At 62.7% G+C, this 20,749-nt stretch carries 13 protein-coding genes; 8 read left to right on the top strand and 5 right to left on the bottom strand.

What is annotated here, in order from left to right; genetic code table 11:
* The first annotated feature begins 465 nt into the window (after positions 1–465).
* The 3 genes from ACP_RS06475 to ACP_RS06465 all read left to right on the top strand — a co-directional run bounded on the left by ACP_RS06475 (position 466) and on the right by ACP_RS06465 (position 5,827).
* Positions 466–4,068: a TonB-dependent receptor gene (locus tag ACP_RS06475; protein ID WP_015896488.1), complete on the top strand. Its 3,603-nt coding sequence runs from the start codon at positions 466–468 to the stop codon at positions 4,066–4,068.
* 118 nt (positions 4,069–4,186) lie between these two features.
* A complete protein-coding gene (locus ACP_RS06470) occupies positions 4,187–4,990 on the top strand; it encodes a copper homeostasis protein CutC (RefSeq protein ID WP_202944494.1) in 804 nt (267 codons plus the stop codon).
* Positions 4,991–5,041: 51 nt separating this feature from the next.
* Positions 5,042–5,827: a DeoR/GlpR family DNA-binding transcription regulator gene (locus ACP_RS06465; RefSeq protein ID WP_015896486.1), complete on the top strand. Its 786-nt coding sequence runs from the start codon at positions 5,042–5,044 to the stop codon at positions 5,825–5,827.
* Here ACP_RS06465 and ACP_RS06460 read toward each other — a convergent pair whose 3' ends face one another.
* Complete coding sequence (locus tag ACP_RS06460) at positions 5,828–7,516, bottom strand: alpha-L-fucosidase (protein ID WP_015896485.1); 1,689 nt, start codon at positions 7,514–7,516, stop codon at positions 5,828–5,830.
* A gap of 114 nt (positions 7,517–7,630) precedes the next feature.
* Here ACP_RS06460 and ACP_RS06455 point away from each other — a divergent pair, with 114 nt between their 5' ends.
* From ACP_RS06455 to ACP_RS06445, 3 genes are all read left to right on the top strand, one after another.
* Entirely contained in the window at positions 7,631–9,490 is a 1,860-nt protein-coding gene (locus ACP_RS06455) for a glycoside hydrolase family 35 protein (RefSeq protein WP_015896484.1), read from the top strand.
* A gap of 165 nt (positions 9,491–9,655) precedes the next feature.
* Positions 9,656–11,341: an MFS transporter gene (locus ACP_RS06450; RefSeq protein ID WP_015896483.1), complete on the top strand. Its 1,686-nt coding sequence runs from the start codon at positions 9,656–9,658 to the stop codon at positions 11,339–11,341.
* Between the two features lie 70 nt (positions 11,342–11,411).
* On the top strand, positions 11,412–12,326 hold the full coding sequence (locus tag ACP_RS06445; RefSeq protein ID WP_015896482.1) for an N-acetylglucosamine kinase: 915 nt from the start codon (positions 11,412–11,414) through the stop codon (positions 12,324–12,326).
* A gap of 217 nt (positions 12,327–12,543) precedes the next feature.
* Here the strand turns inward: ACP_RS06445 and ACP_RS06440 are convergent, their stop codons facing one another.
* The 4 genes from ACP_RS06440 to ACP_RS06425 form a co-directional block, all read right to left on the bottom strand.
* Positions 12,544–14,001: an efflux transporter outer membrane subunit gene (locus ACP_RS06440; protein ID WP_015896481.1), complete on the bottom strand. Its 1,458-nt coding sequence runs from the start codon at positions 13,999–14,001 to the stop codon at positions 12,544–12,546.
* Positions 13,998–17,177 carry an efflux RND transporter permease subunit gene (locus ACP_RS06435; protein ID WP_041840025.1) on the bottom strand — a complete coding sequence of 1,060 codons (3,180 nt, stop codon included), beginning with the start codon at positions 17,175–17,177 and terminating at the stop codon, positions 13,998–14,000. Before ACP_RS06435 ends, ACP_RS06440 begins: the two co-directional genes overlap by 4 nt.
* 7 nt (positions 17,178–17,184) lie before the next feature.
* A complete protein-coding gene (locus ACP_RS06430; RefSeq protein WP_238525670.1) occupies positions 17,185–18,462 on the bottom strand; it encodes an efflux RND transporter periplasmic adaptor subunit in 1,278 nt (425 codons plus the stop codon).
* Positions 18,463–18,574: 112 nt separating this feature from the next.
* Entirely contained in the window at positions 18,575–18,766 is a 192-nt protein-coding gene (locus ACP_RS06425; protein WP_015896478.1) for a hypothetical protein, read from the bottom strand.
* Positions 18,767–18,970: 204 nt separating this feature from the next.
* Here ACP_RS06425 and ACP_RS06420 point away from each other — a divergent pair, with 204 nt between their 5' ends.
* Together ACP_RS06420 and ACP_RS17260 are read left to right on the top strand one after the other, a co-directional pair.
* Positions 18,971–19,585, top strand: a complete 615-nt coding sequence (locus ACP_RS06420; RefSeq protein WP_015896477.1) for a nitroreductase family protein — start codon at positions 18,971–18,973, stop codon at positions 19,583–19,585.
* Between the two features lie 161 nt (positions 19,586–19,746).
* Positions 19,747–20,712, top strand: a complete 966-nt coding sequence (locus ACP_RS17260; protein WP_052294716.1) for a diacylglycerol/lipid kinase family protein — start codon at positions 19,747–19,749, stop codon at positions 20,710–20,712.
* The last annotated feature ends 37 nt before the right edge of the window (positions 20,713–20,749 follow it).

Genomic DNA, 20,749 nt, shown 5'->3' with positions numbered 1-20,749 from the left:
GGGATGCGAATGCAGGTCCCTCCGCTCCGCTTCGATTGGTGGGATGACAACGGAGGGGAGACGGTGGGATCCCAGGTCCGGACGGACGGACCTGGGGCACCCGACACCTGAAGGAACTACCCAACGGCGGGCTTGAATCCACCCCATCGACGAAGACCTGTCGATGGGGGCCCGGAATGGGGCACCAGCCCGTACCCTCCACTCACCTGGGCAGGATGGCCAGCTCAATCGATGCGAATTCCTGACTCGGGGCACCGGGGTGTGGCTGGTTTGTCTTTTGGCCGAGAGGACGGGGGAAAAGCATCGTTTTTGATGGGGTGAGCGGGTTTTTGCAAAATTTCTGTCCATTTGAACAGTTTTGCGGTAGATTAGTGGTCATCTTTGGTGGCGTTATCAGAATTGTAACGAAACAGAAATGATCTCGCCCTGAGGAAATGAATGCTTCACTTCTGGAGGCAGCTTAATATGATTGAGCTTCGGAGAGGCCGATCCGTCGCCCGGCTGGCGCTATGTGCCGCGCTGGGCCTGTTTGTCAGCATCGGGTGCTTGCCTGCGCATGCGCAAAATGCGCAGGGCACCATCGTGGGCCATGTGCAAGACCCCACCGGCGCTGTGGTGCCGCATGCGAAGGTCACCGTGAAGGAGACCAGCACGGGGGTGGTTCGCACGGTGTATACGAATGCGACGGGTGATTATTATGTGCCGGACCTGAATCCGGGCCCGTACAGCATCACGGTGACCGCGCCGGGGTTCAGCTCGCAGCAGTCCTCCGGGCTGACGCTCGAAGTGGACCAGACGCTGCGCGACAACTTCAAGCTGCAGATGGGCAACGTGAGCAGCACGGTGCATGTGTCGGACACCACGCAGATGCTGAACACGGATGACAGCACAGTGGGGCAGGTGTTGCACGGCAAGATGATTGAGCAGTTGCCGATCAGCGGGCGTGACTTCACCAACCTGATGCTGACCGATATTGGAACGAACATCACGCCGGGCGGATCGGGCACGGACTGGAGCTACCACGGACTCGACACCGAATACATGGAAGTGAGCGTGGATGGCGCGCAGGCGCAGTCGACGAACTACACGATTGACGGCGTGGAAGACGCGGACTACTTCTTCAGCGTGCCGATCAACATTCCGAACGAACTCGCGGTGCAGGAGTTCAAGATGGAAAACGGCATGTACGGAGCGCAGTACGGCACGGGTGTGGCGCAGGTGAATGTGGCCGTGAAGTCGGGCCAGAATCGCTTTCATGGTGCGGCGTATGAGTCATTGCAGGCGAACTGGATGCAGCCGGACAACCTGTATGTGAAGGCGCAGAACGAGCTGACGGGAAGCAACACTCCGTTGAGCACGCCGTATCACCAGAACCAGTTTGGCGGCACGATCAGCGGTCCGCTCTGGATTCCGCACGTGTACAACGGGAAGAACAAGACGTTCTTCTTCCTGAGCTACGACGAGGGCCTGTACAAGGCCACGAACAGCCCGGACAACGTGTTTTCGCCGACGGCCGCGGAACTGAAGGGTGACTTCAGCGCGTGGCCTTTCCCGATCTACAACCCGGCCACGACGGTGCCGAACCCGGCCTATAACCCGAATGATCCGGTGGGGCCAAACAACAGTCCGGTGATTCGCCAGGCCTTCCCGAATAACCAGATTCCGCAGAGCATGATCAACCCGATTGCCACGCAGTTGGCGGCTTATTTCGATAATCCGAATGTGCCGAACTGCGGTGAGTCGGCGCACATTCTGACCGGATGCCAGAACTACTCGGCCAACACCTTCACCAAGAAGACGACGGGCGTGGGCACGGGGCGCATTGACCAGTACTTCGGCAGCAACGATCACGTCTTTTTGACGGTGAATATCGGCAACCTGTCGCAAACCAACACGAGCATTCACTTTGGCCAGGGCGGCACGACCTATGCGCGTCCGAAGCTGTTTGGCGCGACGTGGACGCACGTTTTCAACGCGAACACGCTGAACCAGGCGACGCTTGGTTATGACCGTGACCACTTCTTTACCGGGCCGACGACGGCTTATGGGCCGAATCTTTCGGCGCAGGTGGGCTTTCAGAATACGAACACGAACCCGGTCACCTTTGACCTGCCGAACGTCTGCCTGACGTTCTACTACTGCATTGGCGGCGGCGAGCCGACGACCTATGTGGACAACATTTACCAGGGCGTGGACACGGTCTCGATGACGCGCGGACGGCAGACGTTCAACTTCGGCATCGACTTCCGCCGCGTGAACCTGTTTGAACTGGACAACTATGGCGGCACGGGTTCGCTGAACTTCAACGGCCAGTACACGGCCTCTGTTCCCTCGGACGCGGGCAACCAACTGGCTTCGAACGGCAGCTACAGCTCGACGGCGCCGTATGAAGGAAACGCGGTCGCGGACTTTGTGCTGGGCGATCCAAACTCGGCCAATGGTCCTCCGCCGCTGGGCACGGATAACTACTTTCTGTGGGGCAGCAACTGGAACCTGTTCTTCCAGGATGATTTTCGTGTGACGCCGAACCTGACGCTGAACATGGGACTGCGCTGGGAGCGTCCGCCGAACTTCCACTCAAGCGACAACAGCGGTTATGCCTTCAGCACGGCCAACGGCGGCCAACTGATCTGGGCGAACTGCAACTTCGTGAAGCCGATTCTGGCGGCCGGCGGCAATCCGAATTATCTGGGTTGCGGAGCGAGCAATACGCTGGTGCCGATCGACAACAAGGACTTCGCGCCCCGCTTCGGGTTTGCGTATCGTCCGCCGGATATTGCCAAGCTGGTGGTGCGCGGCGGCTTCGGTATCTTCTACGGGTCGTACAACCGCTATTACGACGGCACGCAGTATGACAAGAACAGCCTCTATAACCTGGCGGCTGCTCCTTACACCTCGACTACGGGGCAGGAGACGCAATCGACGGCGTACCTGAGCAATTTGTGGTCCGCGCCGATTACGGCCAACCAGAGCTTCAGCCTGCCGGCGTGGCAGTTCCCCTACAACCAGGTGAACTGGCCGACCAACCATACTCCATATGACGAACAGTGGAATCTGGACACGCAGTATTCGCTGACCCAGACGCTGCTGCTCGATGTGGGCTATGTGGGCGACCATGGATTGCGGCAGCCGAGCCAGGACATTCTGGGCGCGGCGACGCCGCCGACGGTCGCGGGCGACGTCTGCAACAACCTGGTGGATGCTTCGCAGGCGACGGGCAGCAATGCCAACTGCGCCAGCGATCCTAACTTCCAGCCGATTGACACGCGCCAGCCGTATCCGAACCTGCCGCCGTATCTTTATGGCAACCGGAACGGATTCCAGTCCACTTATAACGCGCTGCAGGTTCAACTGATTGAGCGGATGACTCACGGGCTGAGCTATCACGTGAATTACACCTACTCGAAGACGATGGATCTGACTTCGGGCATTAACCTCGTCAATGGCGAGCCGGGCCTGATTCAGGACCCGCAGCATCCTTACCGGGAGTATGGTCTGGCGGCATCGGATCAGACGCACCGGCTGGTGGCGACCTATGCGTATGAGGTTCCGGCGTTCTTCCACAAGGGTTTTCTGAACCTGCTGACCGCGGGGTGGACGACCAGCGGGGTGTACCAGCTTGCAAGCGGCTTCCCGTTTGCGGTGAATGGCGGCGAGCCTTCAGACCAGATGGCGCAGTATTATGCAAGCCGCATTCTGGCTAACTCGACGTTCCACAGGAAGGCAGGCTTTCAGTCGTCACTGGGGAGCTGGTTTGACACGTCAGAGTACTCGACGCCGGCTCTGGGAACTTATGGCAACACGAACAAGAGTCCGGAGAGGACGCCGTTCTTTACGAATCTGGATGCGAGCTTTGGCAAGACGACCAATCTGCCGGGCGGGCAATCGCTGCTGATTCGCGCGGAGATCTTCAACCTGGGATCGACGTGGCACTCGAGCACGAGCAAGATCTTCCCGGACAGCACGGTGACCGATACGAACTTCGGTTCACTGGTCAACGCTCAATACGGCGCGGTTTCGTTGTGGAATCCGCGTACTCTGCAACTGACTGCGCAGTATTCGTTCTAAATACGAAGCAGGCGGGGCACCGGCAGCGCTTCAGCGGCGAAGCCGGTGCCCTGTTCGCATTACTCTATGACAAGGGTTTCCTGCTTCGCAGTGTGGCGGAGCGGGAATTCATGCGGTTGTGCTAGACACAGGAAAGCTGAAGCAGCCTGCGATGGTTCTTGAAGTTTGTGTTGATTCCGTAGCGTCGGCAGTGGCCGCAGAGCGTGGTGGCGCGCAGCGCATTGAGTTGTGCTCAGACCTTCTCGAAGGCGGCATTACGCCCGGGCCGGGACTGCTGGCGCTGGTGCGCGAACGGCTGAAGATCGATGTCTACGTGATGGCGCGGCCGCGCGGCGGCGATTTTTGTTATGACGATGACGAGTTCCTGGTGATGCAGCGGGAGATCGAGCAGCTTCGGCGGCTGGGCGCGGACGGCATCGTGCTGGGAGTTTTGAATGAGCACGCGCGGGTGGATGTGGAGCGGACTCGCCGCCTGGTGGAGCAGGCGCGGCCTCTGCCGGTGACCTTTCACCGGGCCATCGATATGACGCCGGACCCGGTGGCGGCGGTGGGAGATGTGATCAGGACCGGGGCCGAGCGGGTGCTGAGCTCTGGCGGGGCGCGCAGCGCGGCGAAGGGAAGCGCGACATTGCGTGCGCTGCAGAGCGCGGCCGGCGGGCAGATTGCGGTGATGGCAGGCGGCGGACTGATGCCGGAGAATGTTCGGGAGCTGGCCCACCAGACCGGGGTTACGGAGTTTCATGCGAGCCTGCGGCGGACGGTTCCGAGCCGTGTGGCCTTTCACCGGCCCGGCGTCACGATGGGCGAAGTGGGCGGCAACCGCGAGTATCTGCGCTATGTGACGCTCGAAGAAGATGTGCGGGCGATGATGGAGGCTCTGGCGCAGTTGGCGCAGGAGAATGTTGCCGGCCTGATCGTGTAAAGTTGCGCAGAAGCATGTTTTGATTCCCAGTGCGATCGGGGCCGGAAGGGCATGTCCGTCAAGACGGAGCAGAGAGAGAAGCAGATTTTGCAGGCCGTGCTGCGTCAGGGGAAGAGCTCTGTGGACGAGCTTGCTTCGCTGACCGGAGCCTCGGCGGCGAGCGTGCGGCGGGATCTGATCCGGCTGGAAGAACGCGGGCTGGTGAATCGCACGCATGGCGGCGCCAGAGTGGCGGGCCAGACGGTGTATCAGCCATTTCGCTTCGACTCCACCTTTCATGAGCGCGAGCACCGCTTCCCGGAAGAGAAGCGCCGCATTGCCATGGCGGCGGCGGAGCTGGTGGGAGAGCGCGAGACGATCGCCTTCACGGCGGGCACGACGACGACGCAGGTCGCGCGCTGCATTCGGCACAAAGCGGGGATTCACGTGGTGACGAATGCGGTGAACATCGGCATGGAGCTGAGCGTTCAGCCGGGACTGGATGTGACGCTGACGGGCGGGAATCTGCGCTGGGCGGGCGCATTTTCACTGACCGGGCCGATGACGCTCGAAGGGTTGTCGGGATTTTTCATGGACAAGGCATTCATCGGCGCCTGCGGGGTAGACCTGGTGAAGGGCGTGACGACGATCGAGGCGGAAGAGGCGGCTATTTTTCGCGCGGTGGTGCGGCAGTCGAAAGAAGTGATTCTGGTGGCGGACTCGAGCAAGATCGGCATGGTGAGCCCGGCGCTGATCTGCACGCTGGACCGCATCAGCCGGATCGTGACCGATGACGGCATCGAGCCCGCCGTGCTGGCGGGCTTTCGCGATGCCGGGATCGATGTGCTGGCGGTTTGATCAGCGCAATTTCTCAAAGAGGATTGAGCCGGAAGATGCGCCCTCGACGTGGCCGTGGATGCGGATGGAGGCGTCGAGCCCGGTGATGTCAAGAATCAGTTCGTCAGGATGCGCGGGGGAGTGCTTGAGGAGATCGGGCGCGGGGACTCCGCCGATCTCAAGAATCATATTGCGAAAGCCGGTGACCTTGCCGCTTTCCGGGCGGAAGCGCAGGACGTACTGAGTGGCCGCGTGGATGCGGCTGGAGAGATCGAGCGAGAAGCTGCCGCCGGACCACTGCCCAATGAGGTTGGCGGCCCAGAGATGCGAGACGGCATCCCAGTCAGCGGGCGGAGCGACGCCGGTATCGTAGACGGCGAGGGTGCGAATCATCGGATCGCCCTGCGATTCGGTGACGCGCAGCCGCACGGCATCGACGATGTGCGGCGGTACCGGCTGAATGCGCTTGTGGCCGATGGAGGCGCCCTCGCCGAGCGGAATCCATGCGCCGTGGGCGCGGCCCTCCAACTGATAGGCGCGCACGCGCTGGCCGCCGGAGATTTGCTCCTGCAGGATGACGGTATCGATGCGCGCGGGCTTTGCGAGCTTCCACTCGACGAGCGGCCCGGCGCCCCGCGTGCGTGCGACGGGATGGCTGAAGCGGCGGCGCAGTTCGTCGCCGAATTGTTTTGCGACGGCGCAATCGGGTTGGGCCATGAGGCCGCGGGTGTTGGGCGGAATGTTGAGGAGCAGTTGCGCGCCGCGGCCGACGGAGCGGTAGTAGATGGAGAGAAGCTGATCGAGGGTGAGCACCTTGCCGGCGTTGGTGGTGCTCCAGAACCAGTCGGGGCGGCGGATGGAGACGTCGGCTTCGACGGGCATCCATACGCTTCCGTTGGGGTCGCTGTTGAGGGCCGTGGCGGTGCCGGTGGCGGCGTCCTGCTTGTCGAGGGCGTTCCAGCAAGGGTAGGGCGCGAAGCCATTCTCATTGCCAACCCAGCGAATGGTGGCGTCGGGGCCCTGGAAGACCATGGCTTCGGGCTGGTAGCGATGGATGAGATCGCCCACGGGCGTGACGGTGGAGCCGTCAAACCAGATTTCAACGAGCTTGCCGTAACGAGTGAAGACCTCGGTGAGCTGCTCGCGGTAGATGGCGTTGTATTTCTTTTGCTGCGCGGGCGTTTTGCATTTGCCGCCAATGCCGGCTCCGAAGTATTGATCGCGCGGCGAAACGTAGACGCCGAGCGGCAGACCGTGTTTGCGGCAGGACTCGGAGATATCGCGCAGCACATCGCCCTTGCCGTGACGCCATGGGGTGTTGCGAATGCTGTAGGGCGTGGTGTGGGTCTGCCACATGCAGAAGCCGCCCTGATGCTTGGCAACGAAGACGACATAGCGCGCGCCCATGGAGAGAGCGGTCTCGACCCATTGATCGGTGTTGAGATCGACGGGATCGATTTGAGAGAGAGGCGTGGAGAGATTGTCGCCCTCAAGGTTTTGCCAGGTGTTGGGCGCCAGATGCACGAACATGCCGAACTCAAGATTTTGCCACGCGACCTGCCCGGGCGTGGGCCGCGCGGCTGGAGCCGCGGATGCACCCAGGGCCCGCGCCGCGAAGGGGCGGATCAGAGGGAGTTCCGCAGGGAGCCCCGCGAGTCCGGCGGTGAAAGCGCCGCCGCCGAGGCCATAGAGAAACTTTCTTCGCTGCATGAAGTGTCCTTTTCGAATGCCTCCAATGCCGGAGGGAAAGCTGCGCAACCTGTTAGTGATAGCGATATCATGGTCGGGTGAAAATGCCTAGATTTTTGACCAGGAGCTGAAGGAATGAAGTGTCGCTATTTTGTGGCCGCGGTGTTGCTGTCCTGGTTGTTTGCGGTTCTTCCCTTGCACGCTGTCCCCGCGTTGTCTGAGACGCATACGCGCGCGGCCCACACGGCCACGGTGGGAGACGGGCACTTCATTCTGGATGGAAAGCCGGTGCAGATTATCTCCGGCTCGATTCACTTTGCACGCGTGCCGCGCGCGGAGTGGGGTGACCGGCTGCGGAAGGCCAGGGCGATGGGCCTGAACGCGATCAGCGTGTATGTCTTCTGGAACGTGCAGGAGCCGCATCGCGGGCAGTGGGATTTTTCAGGGCAGTATGATGTGGCGCGGTTCATTCGCATGGCCCAGCAGGCGGGGCTGTATGTGATTTTGCGGCCCGGGCCCTATGCGTGCGCGGAGTGGAGCATGGGCGGCTATCCGGCATGGCTGTGGAAGGACGGGAGGGTGAAGATTCGCAGCAGCGACCCGGCATATCTGCATGCGGCGCAGGATTACATGGATCATCTGGGCCAGCAGTTGAAGCCGTTGCTGTGGACGCACGGCGGCCCGATCATTGCCGTGCAGGTGGAGAACGAGTACGGATCGTTTGGCAAGAGCCGGGCGTATCTGGAAGAGGTGCGGCGGATGGTCGCCGGTGCGGGCCTGGGCGGCGTGGTGCTGTATACGGCGGATGGTCCGGGGCTGTGGAGCGGGTCGCTGCCGGAGTTGCCGGAGGCGATTGATGTGGGGCCGGGCGGTGTGGAGAACGGCGTGAAGCAGTTGCTCGCCTACCGGCCGCACTCGAAGCTGGTGTATGTGGCGGAGTACTATCCGGGATGGTTTGACCAGTGGGGCCAGCCGCATCATCACGGGGCTCCGCTCAAGGAGCAGTTGAAGGACCTGCGATGGATTTTGTCGCGCGGCTACTCGGTGAACCTGTACATGTTTCACGGAGGGACGGACTGGGGCTTTATGAACGGTGCGAATGACAATGCGGCCGACACGGACTATGCGCCCCAGACGACCAGCTATGACTACGCGGCTCCGCTGAATGAGGCAGGCGATCCCACGCCGGCGTATTACGCGTTTCGCAAATTGTTCCGGCAATACACGCCGGGCCATGTGCTGCCGCCGGTTCCGGCGCTGACGCCGTTGATTACGATTCCTGCGTTCCGGCTGCCGCTGGCGGCTTCGCTGTGGAGCGATCTCAAGAGGCCGCGGGTGAGCGCGTCTCCGCTGAGTTTTGCCGAGCTTGGGCAGCAGACCGGTTTTGTGCTGTATCGCACCGAGATTCACGGACCCGCGCGGGGAACGCTCGATGTGGGCGAGGCGCGCGACTACGACATTGTGTATCTGAATGGAAAACGGGTGGGCACGCTAGACCGCCGCCTGTGCCAGCATGCGATGACTCTGGATGTGCGGGGAGCTTCGGCGGAACTCGACATCCTGGTGGAGGACATGGGGCGCATCAACTATGGGCCGTTGCTGCCGGATGATCCGAAGGGGCTGATTGCGCCGGTGCGTTGGAATGGCGAGCGACTGACGGGGTGGAAGAACTATTCGCTGCCGATGCAGAGGGTGCCCCGGTTGAGCTGGAAGACGCAGACGGCCGCGGGGCCTGCCTTTCATCGGGGAACGTTCACGATTGAGAAGACGGGAGATACGTATCTCAACGTGAGTGAGATCGGCAAAGGGCTGTTGTGGGTGAACGGGCATGCGATTGGGCGCATTTGGAATATTGGTCCGCAGCAGTCGGATTATGTGCCGGCGTGCTGGCTGCACAAGGGCAAGAACACGGTGACGGTGCTGGACCTCGACAGCGAGAAGGATGCGGAGATTTCGGGCGCGGCGCAGGCTGTCTACCAGGTGAACGCTCCCTGAGCCGGGAGGGTTTGTTTATTATCTGGCTGCAGAGAGCATCTGACGCGTCATTGCGTGAACGCTACAGGGTATCTTCAAAAGAACACAAATCAAGGTCAGCGGAGGAAGCGAAGCCGCGCGCTGAACCACCCGTGGTGGCGGTTGGCGCAGGCATAAGCGTACAGCATGGCAAAAACAGGGAACACGGTTTTCTATCGCGTCTATCTGCTGCTGATTGCCGGACTTGGCGGGCTTTTGTATGGCATTGACGTGGGCATCATTGCGGCGGCGCTGGTGTTTTTGAATAAGACGGTCAATTTGACGCTCGAGCAGACCTCGATGATTGTGGCCGCGGTGCTGGGCGGCAGCATGTTGTCTTCGCCGGCGGCGGGAGTGCTGGCCGACTGGTTTGGCCGCAAGAAGATGATGGTGGTGAGCGGCCTGATGTTTGTGGCCAGCGTGGGCCTGATTGTGACCTCGCAGAGCTTTGTTCCGCTGTTTCTGGGCAGGCTGTTGCAGGGCATGAGCGGCGGCGTGATTGCGGTGGTGGTTCCGCTGTACCTGGCCGAGACGCTGGATGCGGATGTGCGCGGGCGGGGCACGGCGATCTTCCAGTTCATGCTGACGTTTGGCATCGTGATGGCTTCGCTGATCGGCTACTTTTACACGCATCAGGCCGAGGCGGCGATTGCGCATGCGGCCGGGCATGCCGGCCTGATACTGGCGGCGGAAAACCATGCGTGGCGCGGCATGTTTCTAGCGGTGATCTATCCGGGAATCATCTTCTTTGCGGGAGCGTTCTTTCTGCATGAGAGCCCGCGCTGGCTGTTTCGCCGGGGCCGTGTGGAGGCGGCCGGGCGCGCGCTGGAGCGCACGATGAGCCGGGAAGAAGCGGCGCGCGAGATTGAAGAGATGCAGACCGTGGCGGCGGCGGGTGTGGCCGGCGCTGGCGGCGCGGTGAAGGAGCGGGGTTCGCTGCTGCGCCGCAAATATGTGCTGCCTTTTCTGCTGGCATGCCTGGTGCTGGCGCTGAATACGGCGACAGGCATCAACTCGGTGCTGGCGTTTGTGGTGGTGATTCTGATGAAGGCCGGCTGGACGGCCACGCATGCAACGCAGGGCGATGTGGCCGTAGTGGTGCTGAACTGCGTGATGACGCTGGTGGGCGTGAGCCTGATCGACAAGAAGGGCCGGAGGTTTCTGCTGCGGATCGGCACGGGCGGCATTGTGTTGTCGCTGGCGCTGGGCGCGGCTATCTTCTTTGGCTTTGAGTCTCAGCAGACGAATGTGACCGCGCGGGTGGCTTCCGCGGTGCATGGAGACACGATCGCGCTGCCGGTGAACACGCAGTCGCTCGGCGTTGCGGCCAAGGGAGCGAATGGCATGGCGCTGACGGTGGTGTACCGCTACGGCAAGGGGCAGCAGATCACGACGGTGCAGACGAACACGGCGCATCCGGAGCTGCGCATTGCGCCCAAGGCCGCTGCTGCTGCGGCTCCGCTGGTGATTGAGCGGGCGATGTATGGGCCGCTGCCGGCGCGCCGGACGGGATGGATGATTGCGCTGTGTCTGGCGGGCTTCATTGCGTGCTATGCGGCGGGGCCCGGCGTGGTGGTGTGGCTGATGCTCTCGGAGCTGATGCCGACGCGCATCCGCTCGATGGGGATGGGCATTGCGCTGCTGTTGAATCAGGGCGTTTCGACGATGTTGGCGGCGATTTTTCTGCCGGTGGCAGGGAACTATGGCTACTACGCGATGTTTGCGCTGTGGGCGGTTTGCGCGGCGGCATACTTTTTGACCGCGACGACACTGCTGCCGGAGACCAAGGGCAAGACGCTCGAAGAGATTGAAGTGATCTTTGATAGGGTGTAGCCCGTGGGATCGGGCGTAGCGCGGGGGACCACGCATGGCGCGCGAGCATAGATGAAGATGGAGAGGCTGCATGGCATTTTTTCTGGGCATTGATGCCGGGGGCACGAAGGCCGATTACGCGCTGGCCGATGAGCAGGGCGTGATTGCTCGAGTGCGATCGGACTCAATCAAGCGCATGCGTGTGGATGCGCAGGCGGCGGCGCATCATCTGGAGACTGCGCTCAAGGAACTCACGGCGAAGACCGGCATCGCCATGAGCGGGATTGCGCAGACGTGCGTGGGAACAGCCGGGGAGACGGTTCCGCTGGTGACGGACTGGCTGCGGGCGGAGATTCCGGCGAGAGTGGGCGGGGGGCTGTTGATTCTGGGCGACGTGGAGATTGCCCTGGATGCGGCCTTCAGAGGAGAGCCCGGTGTGCTGGTGCTGGCGGGTACGGGATCGAATGTGGCGGCCCGCACGGTGGAGGGCCGCGTGATTACGGCGGGCGGATGGGGTCCGGTGCTGGCAGACCAGGGGTCGGGGCATCGCATCGGGCTGCAGGCGCTGCGGGCGCTGTGCCTCGCGAGGGATGAAGAGAAGACGACGCTGCTGCTGCCGGCGGTGCTGGAGTTCTGGCAGCTCTCATCGTTCGACGAACTGGTGGCGCATGCGAATGCGATTCCCGGGCCGGACTTCTCGCAACTGACGAGGACGGTAGTGGATTGCGCGGAGCGTGGCGACGACGTCGCGCAGGCGGTTCTGGTGGAGCAGGGCAGGGAACTGGCGCATCTTGCCTGCGTGCTGATGCGGCGCATGGGGCAAGCGGGCACGTTTGCGCCGCGGCTCGCCTTTGCCGGAAGCATCATGGAAAAAGTCGCGCGGGTGCGGGCGGCTTTGATTGCGCGCGTGCGCGAGGAGTACCCGGAGACGCAGGCGATGGATGGAGTGGTTGATCCAGTGGATGGGGCGCTGTGGCGCGCGCGGGGCGCGGCGGGAATCGTGTGAGGGCTTTGCGGGCCGGAGGTGCGGGAATTTAGTCCGCACGCAGGCTGCTGAGAACGTCCGAAGGGATCAGAAGACTACTCCTCAGGGCCTAAAGGCCGCTGGGTTTGTTGCCTTTATGGCAGGGCTGAAGCCCTGCCCCTTCAGAAAACCTGGTGCGGGAAAAAAGGAGGGGCGGACAACGGTGTCCGCCCGATGGGGAAGAGGAACAAGGGGGAGATTATTGCCAGCCGCCGCCGAGGGCGCTGTAGAGCTGGACGAAGCTGATGGCTTCCTGCTCGCGCGCGGTCAGCAGGCTGATCTGAGCCTGGTAATAGGTGGTGTCGTTGGTGAGCACCTCAAGGTAGCTGGTGGCTCCGCCCTTGTAGCGCATGCGGGCGAGGCGGGTGGCATCCTTGGCGGCGGCGACGTACTTTTCTTCCTGCGCGCGGTATTCGCGATAACGCTGCAAGGCGATGAGTGAGTCGGAGACGTTCTGGAATGCCTTCTGGATGGTCTGCGAGTAGGTGAGCACCTGCTGCTGCTTCTCCGCCTGGGTGAGGTGGAGGTTGTTGCGCAGCGAGCCGGCGTCAAAGATGTTCTGCGTCAGGCTCCCGGTGACATACCAGAGGATGTTGCTGCCATCGAAGAGCTGCTTGAACTGGCTGCTGTCAGTGCCGCCGTTGCCGGTGATGGAGAGCTGCGGGAAGAAGCGCGCGCGGGCGACATCGACGTTGGCGTTGTCGGCGCGGAGCTGGGCTTCCGCCTCTTCAATATCGGGACGGCGTTCGAGCAGCTGCAGGGGCAGGCCGGCCGGCACCTGATGGGGATTGGGCCAATCGACCGTGCTGAGGCTGCCGCGCAGAATGGGGCCGGGGTTGCGGCCGAGCAGGATGCTGAGGGCATCCTCCTGCTGCGCGATCTGGCGCTCGAGATCGGGGATCTCGGCGGTAGCCTGGTAGAGGGATTCCTGCGCCTGGCGGACGTCTTCGAGGGTGCCGTTGCCGCCACGTTCGAGCGTCTGGGTGAGTTGCAGGGAGTTTTTGCGCGCGGCGACGGTCTGGCGGGTGATGGCCAGCTCGGCGTCGAGGGTGCGCAACTGGAAGTAAGCCGTGGCGACGTTCTCGACCACGGTATCGATGGTCATGCGGCGCGCCCAGGTGGAGGCGAGCAACTGTTCACGGGCCGCCCGGGTCTGGCTGCGGTAGTAGCCCCAGAAGTCGAGGTTCCATGCAGCGGAGAGCGAGAGGCCGCCGGCGTAGATATTTCTGCGGCCGGTGTTGTTGCTGTTGTTATTGTTGTTGCCGTTGAGCGCCTTGGAGATGCTGGCGGGCAGGCCGATGGTGTCGTAGGACGCTCCACCGCTGAGAGTGGGATACTCCTGCGCGCGGGTGACGCCGAGCTGGTCCTGCTCCTCAAGGATGCGCTGGGCGGCGATGCGGATGTCGTAGTTGTTGGTGATGGCCTCGGAGATGAGCTTCTGGAGGACGGGATCCTGGAAGACGGTGGACCACTTCTGGGCGCCGAGCGAGGCGGCGGTGGCTTTGGCGTCTGCCGGGGTGGAGTTCACCACCGCGCCGCCGCGATAAGACGGCGGCACGGGAACCTGAGGGCGTTGATATTTGGGCCCGACCGTGCAGCCTGCGAGCAGCAGCACGGCGAGCGAAGAAGCGAGCAGGGTGGAGTTGCGGAAGCTCATGCGTCCTCCCGGGTAGGAATGTGTTCGGGCGCGTGTTCTTCGGTCATGTGGTGCGGACCTTTCTTGCTGAAGCGGTGCGAGAGCCATTCGACGACGGCAAAGGCGACCGGGACCAGGAAGATGGCGATGCAGGTCGCGGCCAGCATGCCGCCGATGACGGCGGTGCCGAGGATTTCGCGTGCGACGCCGCCGGCGCCGGTGGCCACCCAGAGCGGAATGCAGCCCAGGATGAAGGCGAAGGCGGTCATGATGATGGGCCGGAAACGGAGCCGGGCCGCGCCGAGGGCCGCATCGTAGATGCTTTCTCCGCGCTGGTATTCGGCGCGGGCAAACTCGACGATGAGGATGGCGTTTTTGGCTGAGAGTCCGATGAGCATGACGAGGCCGATCTGCGCGTAGACGTCATTCTCAAGGCCGCGCAGGTGCAGGGCCAGGAATGCGCCGAGCACGGCGACCGGAGTGCTGAGCAGCACGCTGAAGGGAAGCGTCCAGCTCTCGTAGAGGGCGGCCAGAATGAGGAAGACCACCATGATGGAGAGGCCGAAGACGGCGGCGGGCGGAACACCCTGCGCAGCCTGCTGCTCCTGGTAAGACATGCCTTCGTAGTCAAAGCCCATTCCGGGTGGCATGGTTTGCTTGAAGACGGTCTGGATGGCATCCATGACCTGGCCGGAGCTATAGCCGGGCGCGCCGGTGATGTTGATCTGGGCGGCCGGATATTCGTTGAAGCGCAGGTTGAAGTCAGGGCCCGTCGTTCGCTTGACGGTGGTGATGGCGCTCAGGGGCACAAGGCCTCCGCTGGCGTTGTGGACGTAGTACTGGCCGATGTTGCTGATGTTGGTGCGGGAGGCTCCATCGGCTTCCACATAGGTCTGCCACTGGCGGCCGAAGCGGTTGAAGTAGTTGACCAGATAGCCGCCCATGAAGGCCTGCATGGTCTGGTAGACGTCGCTGAGCTGCACACCCTGCTGCAGGGCCTTGGCCTTGTCCACGGTGACGTAGAGCTGGGGCACGGCCGGGTAGTAGGAGGGCAGCATGTTGGCGATTTCCGGGCGCTTCTGGAGTGCTCCCAGGAACTTGTAGAGGTTCTGGGTCAGATACGCCGGGTTGTCGTTGCCGGAGCGGTCTTCGACGACCATGGTGACGCCGCCTGAGGTTCCCACGCCGAGAATGGCGGGCGGCGGGAAGGAGAAGGCGAGACCATCCTTGATGCCGGCGAGCCGGCGGTTGAGGTTGCCCATGACGGCCTTGAACTGCTCATCGGGCGCGGTGCGCTGATCCCACGGCTTGAGGGTCACGAAGAAGAACGAGTTGTAGGTGCTCTGCGTGACGGTCAGCAGGTTAAAGCCGACGACCGAGGTGATGCCCTGCACGCCGGGAATCTGCAGGACGGTCTTCTCGACCTCGCGCGCGGCCGCGCTGGTGCGCTGCAGTGACGCGGCCTGCGGAAGCTGGAGGGCGATGAAGGCGTAGCCCTGATCCTCTGTGGGGAGGAAGGACTTGGGCAGCATACCGCCGACAAAGACGGCAGCCGCGGCGACGATGGCGAGAAAGACGAGAGCGAAACCGGACTTGCGGATGAGCAGGCCGGAGGTGTTGACGTATCCGTCGGCGGTGCGGCGGAAGACCTTGTTGAAGCCGCGGAAGAATGCGGCGAGAGGCCCGCGGCCTTCCTTCTTGGGGCGCAGCAGCAGGGCGCAGAGCGCCGGGCTGAGCGTGAGCGCGTTGAAGGCCGAGAAGATGACCGAGATGGCAATGGTGACCGCGAACTGCTGATAGAGGCGGCCCGTGATGCCGGGAATGAAGGCGGTCGGAATGAAGACGGCCGACAGGATCAGCGCGATAGCGATGACCGGGTTGGCCACCTGCTCCATGGCGCGGATGGCCGCGTCACGAGGCGTCATGCCTTCTTCGATGTGATGCTCGACGGCTTCGACGACGACGATGGCGTCATCGACGACGAGTCCAATGGCCAGCACGAGCCCGAAGAGGGACAGCGTGTTGATGGAGAAGCCGAGCATCGGGAAGACGATGAAAGTACCGATGAGCGAAACCGGCACGGCCATCAGCGGGATGAGCGAAGCACGCCATCCCTGCAGGAAGATGAAGACCACGAGGACGACAAGGCCGAGAGCTTCGAGCAGGGTGGTGAGAATCTCATGGATGCCGGCGGTGACGGCCTTGGTGGTGTCAAGGCTGACGGAGTAATTGACGTCAGACGGGAAGTTCTTTGAGAGCTCTTTGAGGCGCGCCCGCACCGCGGCCGAGGTTTTGACGGCGTTGGTGTTAGGAAGCTGATAGAGCGCGAGAATGGCCGATGGCCGGCCGTTGTAGCGGGCCATGAGGCTGTAGTTCTGTGCGCCCAGGCTGATGCGGGCGACGTCCTTGAGGCGGACGATGGAGCCGTCGGCATTCGCGCGCAGGATGATGTTGCCGAATTCCGCCGGGGTGACGAGGCGGCCCTGGGTGCGGACGGTGTAGGTGAACTGCTGGCCGTTGGGCACGGGCTCACCACCGACCTGGCCGGCCGGGTTCACGTTGTTCTGCGTCTGGATGGCCTGAATGACCTGCGGCACGGTGATGCCGAGGGTTGCCAGCTTGTCGGGCTGCACCCAGACGCGCATGGCGTACTGGCCGGCGCCGAAGACCTGCACATGCGAGATGCCGTAGACGCGCGAGAGCTGGTCAGCCAGATTGATGTAGGCGTAGTTGGAGAGGAAGACGCCGTTATAGGTGCCGTGGGGCGAGTTGAGGGCGATCAGCATGAGCGGCGCGTGCAGCGACTTCTGCACGATGACGCCTGCCGTGTTCACCTCGGCCGGAAGCTGGGACTGCGCCTGGGAGACGCGGAGCTGCGCGAGCACCTGGTCAATATTCGGGTCAGTGTTGACGCCGAAGTCCACCGTGAGCTGCATGACGCCATTGCTGGCGCTGGTGGAGTACATGTAGTCCATGTTGTCGACGCCGTTCATCTGTTCTTCGATCGGCGTGGCCACGGACTGGGCGAGAGTGTTGGCGTCGGCGCCCGGATAGGTGGCCTGCACCTGAATCTCAGGCGGAACGATGTTAGGAAACTCGGCTGTCGGAAGCGTGAACAGGGTGATGGTCCCCATGATGACCATGAGGATGGAGATCACCATGGCCACGATGGGCCGGCGAATAAAGAACTTGGACATCATTGAGTTAGTTTCCTTCCGTGCTCTGCGCCCCGTCGGTGTCCGGTGCCGGGGCGGAGACCTGATGCGGAACGACCGGCATGCCGTCACGGAGCTTCTCGATTCCCTGAATGACGACCAGGTCGCCCGGCTGAAGGCCCTTGTTGATGACCTGCATGTTACCGACTTCAGGACCGAGCTGGACCGGGGTCATGTGGATCTTGTGATCGGAACCGACGACGGCGACCACATAGTTGCCCTGGAGCTGATTGAGCGCCTGCTGGGGAATGAGCAGCGCGTTTTCGGCAATATGGGTCTCGGCCTTGATGTGGCCGAACTGGCCGGGGCGGAGCAGTCCGCGCGGATTGGCAAAGGAGCCGGCGATGAGGATGGTGCCGGTCTGTGGATTGACGGCGCGATCGACAAAGATGATGCGTCCCTCGTGGGGATAGACCTGGCCATTGGCGAGCGTGAGCTGCAGCGGCACGGCATTGCCGCTGTCGAGCAGATCAGCCTTGCCCATGGCGCGAACACTGGTGGAGAGGGCGAGGTATTCCTGCTCGCTGATGGAGAAGTACACCTTGATGGGGTTGACCTGCGAGACAGTGGTGAGCGTGGTGGTGGGGCTGACGAGAGCGCCTACCTGTGTAGCGGCCAGACCGGCGATGCCGTCGATCAGGGAGCGCACCTTGGTGAAGCCGAGGTTGATCTGCGCGGTCTCGACGCTGGCTTTGGCGCTCTCAAGAGCGGCCTTTTCGGCGGCCTGCTGCTGCAGGTCATTGTCGAGCGTGCTCTGGGCGATGGCATGTGCTTTGGCCAGCGGACTGTCGCGGTTCACATTGATGTTGGCCAACTGGAGCTGTGCCTGCACCTGCGCCAACTGTCCCTTGGCCTGATCAAGCGTGGCCTGGAAGGGACGCGGATCGATCTGGAAGAGCACCTGCCCCTTGTGAACGGGCGAGCCTTCCTTGTAGTCCTGCCGGATCAGATAGCCGGAGACCTGCGGCTGGATGTTGGCGGTGACGTAGCCGGCAAGATTGCCGATCCAGTCGCCGTAAATGGGAACATTTTTCTGCTGCACGGCCATGACGGTGACCGGGAAGGGGCCCATGGCATGCGGATTGGCCGCGGCCTGCTTTTTGCCGGAGCATCCGGCCACGAGGAGCGGCAGCAGGGCGGCGCCCACGATGGGCGTGAGCAGGGCAGAGGAGATTCGGGACATGGATCGGCGGTTGCGTTCGGTCATCACGATGAAGGCTTCCTGCTTGCAGTTAATGAAATTGTTGAAGTGAAGCGAGCCGGACACGTGGGCTCAACTTTTATACATACGTGTATGTATGATCTGGGACGCCGGAAAGATGCTAAATATTTAGGGCGGCCAGACAACCGGGAACGGCTTTTCCGTTTGCGGAATAAGTTTATAGCGCGCGCAGGAGCCGGGCGGGGAGAAAAATGATGGCGGCGACCAGTTCGAGCGCTCCGCCGACGGCGATGCCGACGATGCGGAAGGGCAGCAGGAAAAGCCACACGAGCGGGTAGAGCACCAGCGCCAGAAGAGCCAGCGGCCAGCAAAGGACGAACAGCAGACACCAGAGCAGAAATTTGACCATGGGAAGACGGCTCCTTCTACCTATGCATCTACGTGCGCATGAGTCATTGGGTTCCCCGCCAGGAGCTGGAATCGGGTGGCGCGGGGCGGGTGGCCCCTGCCGGTAGAATCAGGGCGGAGATTCGCATCCTGGGATGGGTGGGTGAATCCAGATAAGTGGATGTAGGTTTGTTGTTTGATTTGAGCCTGTTAGAGGAGATATTCAGTGGAATTGAAGGCATGGGATGACAAGCACAAGCACGCCCCGGCGGTGGATGGGGTTCATGAGCTGTTTCTGCAGCGGTGGAGTCCGCGCGCGTTTGCCGCGAAGCCGGTGAGCAAGGAAGACCTGCGCAAGCTGTTTGAGGCGGCGCGGTGGTCGGCCTCGTCTTACAACGAGCAGCCGTGGCGCTTTCTGGTGGGCGTGAAGGGCGATGAGACGTACCAGAAGATCTACGACGCTCTGGTGGAGTTTAACCAGCAGTGGGCCGGGCATGCACCCGTGCTGATTTTGAGCGCGGCTCGCAAGCAGTTCAGCCATAACAACGCGCCGAACCAGTACGGGCTTTACGATACGGGCGCGGCGACGGCGCTGCTGATGCTCGAGGCGACGCACCTGGGGCTGCATGCGCACTCGATGGCGGGCTTTGACCATGAGAAGGCGCGGGCGGCGTTCGGCATTCCGGAGAACTTTGAGATCGGCGCGGTGACGGCGGTGGGTTATCTGGGCGACCCGGCAATGCTGCCGGAGGGCATGCGGAAGCAGGAGGAAAGCCCGCGCGGCCGCAAGCCGGTGGAGGAGATTGTCTTCTCTGCCTGGGAGAAGCCAGCGGCTCTGTAAGCACGGCGGCCCGGCCGGAAGCCGGGCGAAGATCGGGGCGCGGAGGGCCTGCGTGGGCCTTCCGCGCTTTGTGTTTTCGATGCCCGGGCGGTTGACGCATGCGGTTCCCGGGCGTTGTGATTTTCATAATCTTGATACGTAGCCGGTATGGTGACAGTTATATGTCTCGGACCTTTGTTTTTTACAATCCCATGCTGGTCGCCAGCTCGAGGCGCCAGGCGCTGTTGCGGCGGCTGGAGACGAGGCTGCGTGAGGGATTCGCGGCCCAGGGGCAGGAAGTGGCGGTGGCTCCGACGCTGTCGGCCTTCTCTGCCGGGTCGCAGGCGGCGGAGGCGGTAGCTGCCGGTTATGACCGGTTCGTGGTGTGCGGCGGGGACGGCACAATTTTTCAGGTGTTGCAGGGGATTGCGGGCAAGGGCGTGTCGCTGGGCGTGATTCCGATGGGCACGGGGAATGTGATTGCGCAGAACCTGGGCTTGCCGCGCGATCCGGAGCGGGCGGCTGGCATGCTGCTGAGGGCGAAGCCGCGCGAGGTGACGCTGGGGCGGCTGACGGTGCATCCGGTAGGCCACAAACGGCCCCGGAGCTGGTACTTTCTGATCGCGGCCGGCATGGGCCTGCATGCGGCGCTGATGAATCTTTCGCAGACGGGGCAGGGCAAGCGGATTGGCGGACGTTCTGCGTATTTTGCGGGCGGAGCGCGGATTCTGCTGCGGGACCCGATCGAGGAGTTTGACCTGGAGTTTACGCGGGTGAGCGGAGAGACGCGGCGCTATGCGGTCTCAGAGGCCATCGCGGTGCAACTGCCGCACCTGAACCTATGGCAGCCGGGCGGGGACTGGTTTGCGCCGCACCTGCGGCTGGCGTGGATTCCACGCACGGGACGGGGCGGATTTTTCACGAGCGTTTTGAAGGCGCTGTCGAACAAGGTGCCGATGGAGGGGCCGGGCGACCCGATAAAGATTCGCCCTTACTATGAGGATGTGACGCGGATGGTTTGCCGTCCGCTGGCCGGGGGCGATGGGCGCTCGCGGCTGCTGGTGGAGGCCGATGGCGAGGTGCTGGGCGCGCAGTATGCGGAGATCGGCATGGCGCGGGAGCGCGTGTCGCTGCTGTTTCCGGAATAAAATCGGGCAGGCAGGCATCCAAAGACCGGTCAAACTG

This window comes from Acidobacterium capsulatum ATCC 51196 (assembly GCF_000022565.1).
Classification (GTDB): Bacteria; Acidobacteriota; Terriglobia; order Terriglobales; family Acidobacteriaceae; genus Acidobacterium; species Acidobacterium capsulatum.
Note: the sequence above shows the minus strand (reverse complement) of the source record. Positions and strands in the feature narration are given on the sequence as shown.

Bases quoted from the DNA above. Each gene is read 5' to 3' on its own strand.
- ACP_RS06450 (WP_015896483.1), top strand. From the start codon at position 9,656: ATGGCAAAAACAGGGAACACGGTTTTCTATCGCGTCTATCTGCTGCTG.
- ACP_RS06445 (WP_015896482.1), top strand. From the start codon at position 11,412: ATGGCATTTTTTCTGGGCATTGATGCCGGGGGCACGAAGGCCGATTAC.
- ACP_RS06440 (WP_015896481.1), bottom strand. From the start codon at position 14,001: ATGAGCTTCCGCAACTCCACCCTGCTCGCTTCTTCGCTCGCCGTGCTG.
- ACP_RS06435 (WP_041840025.1), bottom strand. From the start codon at position 17,177: ATGTCCAAGTTCTTTATTCGCCGGCCCATCGTGGCCATGGTGATCTCC.
- ACP_RS06425 (WP_015896478.1), bottom strand. From the start codon at position 18,766: ATGGTCAAATTTCTGCTCTGGTGTCTGCTGTTCGTCCTTTGCTGGCCG.
- ACP_RS06475 (WP_015896488.1), top strand. From the start codon at position 466: ATGATTGAGCTTCGGAGAGGCCGATCCGTCGCCCGGCTGGCGCTATGT.
- ACP_RS06455 (WP_015896484.1), top strand. From the start codon at position 7,631: ATGAAGTGTCGCTATTTTGTGGCCGCGGTGTTGCTGTCCTGGTTGTTT.
- ACP_RS06460 (WP_015896485.1), bottom strand. From the start codon at position 7,516: ATGCAGCGAAGAAAGTTTCTCTATGGCCTCGGCGGCGGCGCTTTCACC.
- ACP_RS17260 (WP_052294716.1), top strand. From the start codon at position 19,747: ATGTCTCGGACCTTTGTTTTTTACAATCCCATGCTGGTCGCCAGCTCG.
- ACP_RS06465 (WP_015896486.1), top strand. From the start codon at position 5,042: ATGTCCGTCAAGACGGAGCAGAGAGAGAAGCAGATTTTGCAGGCCGTG.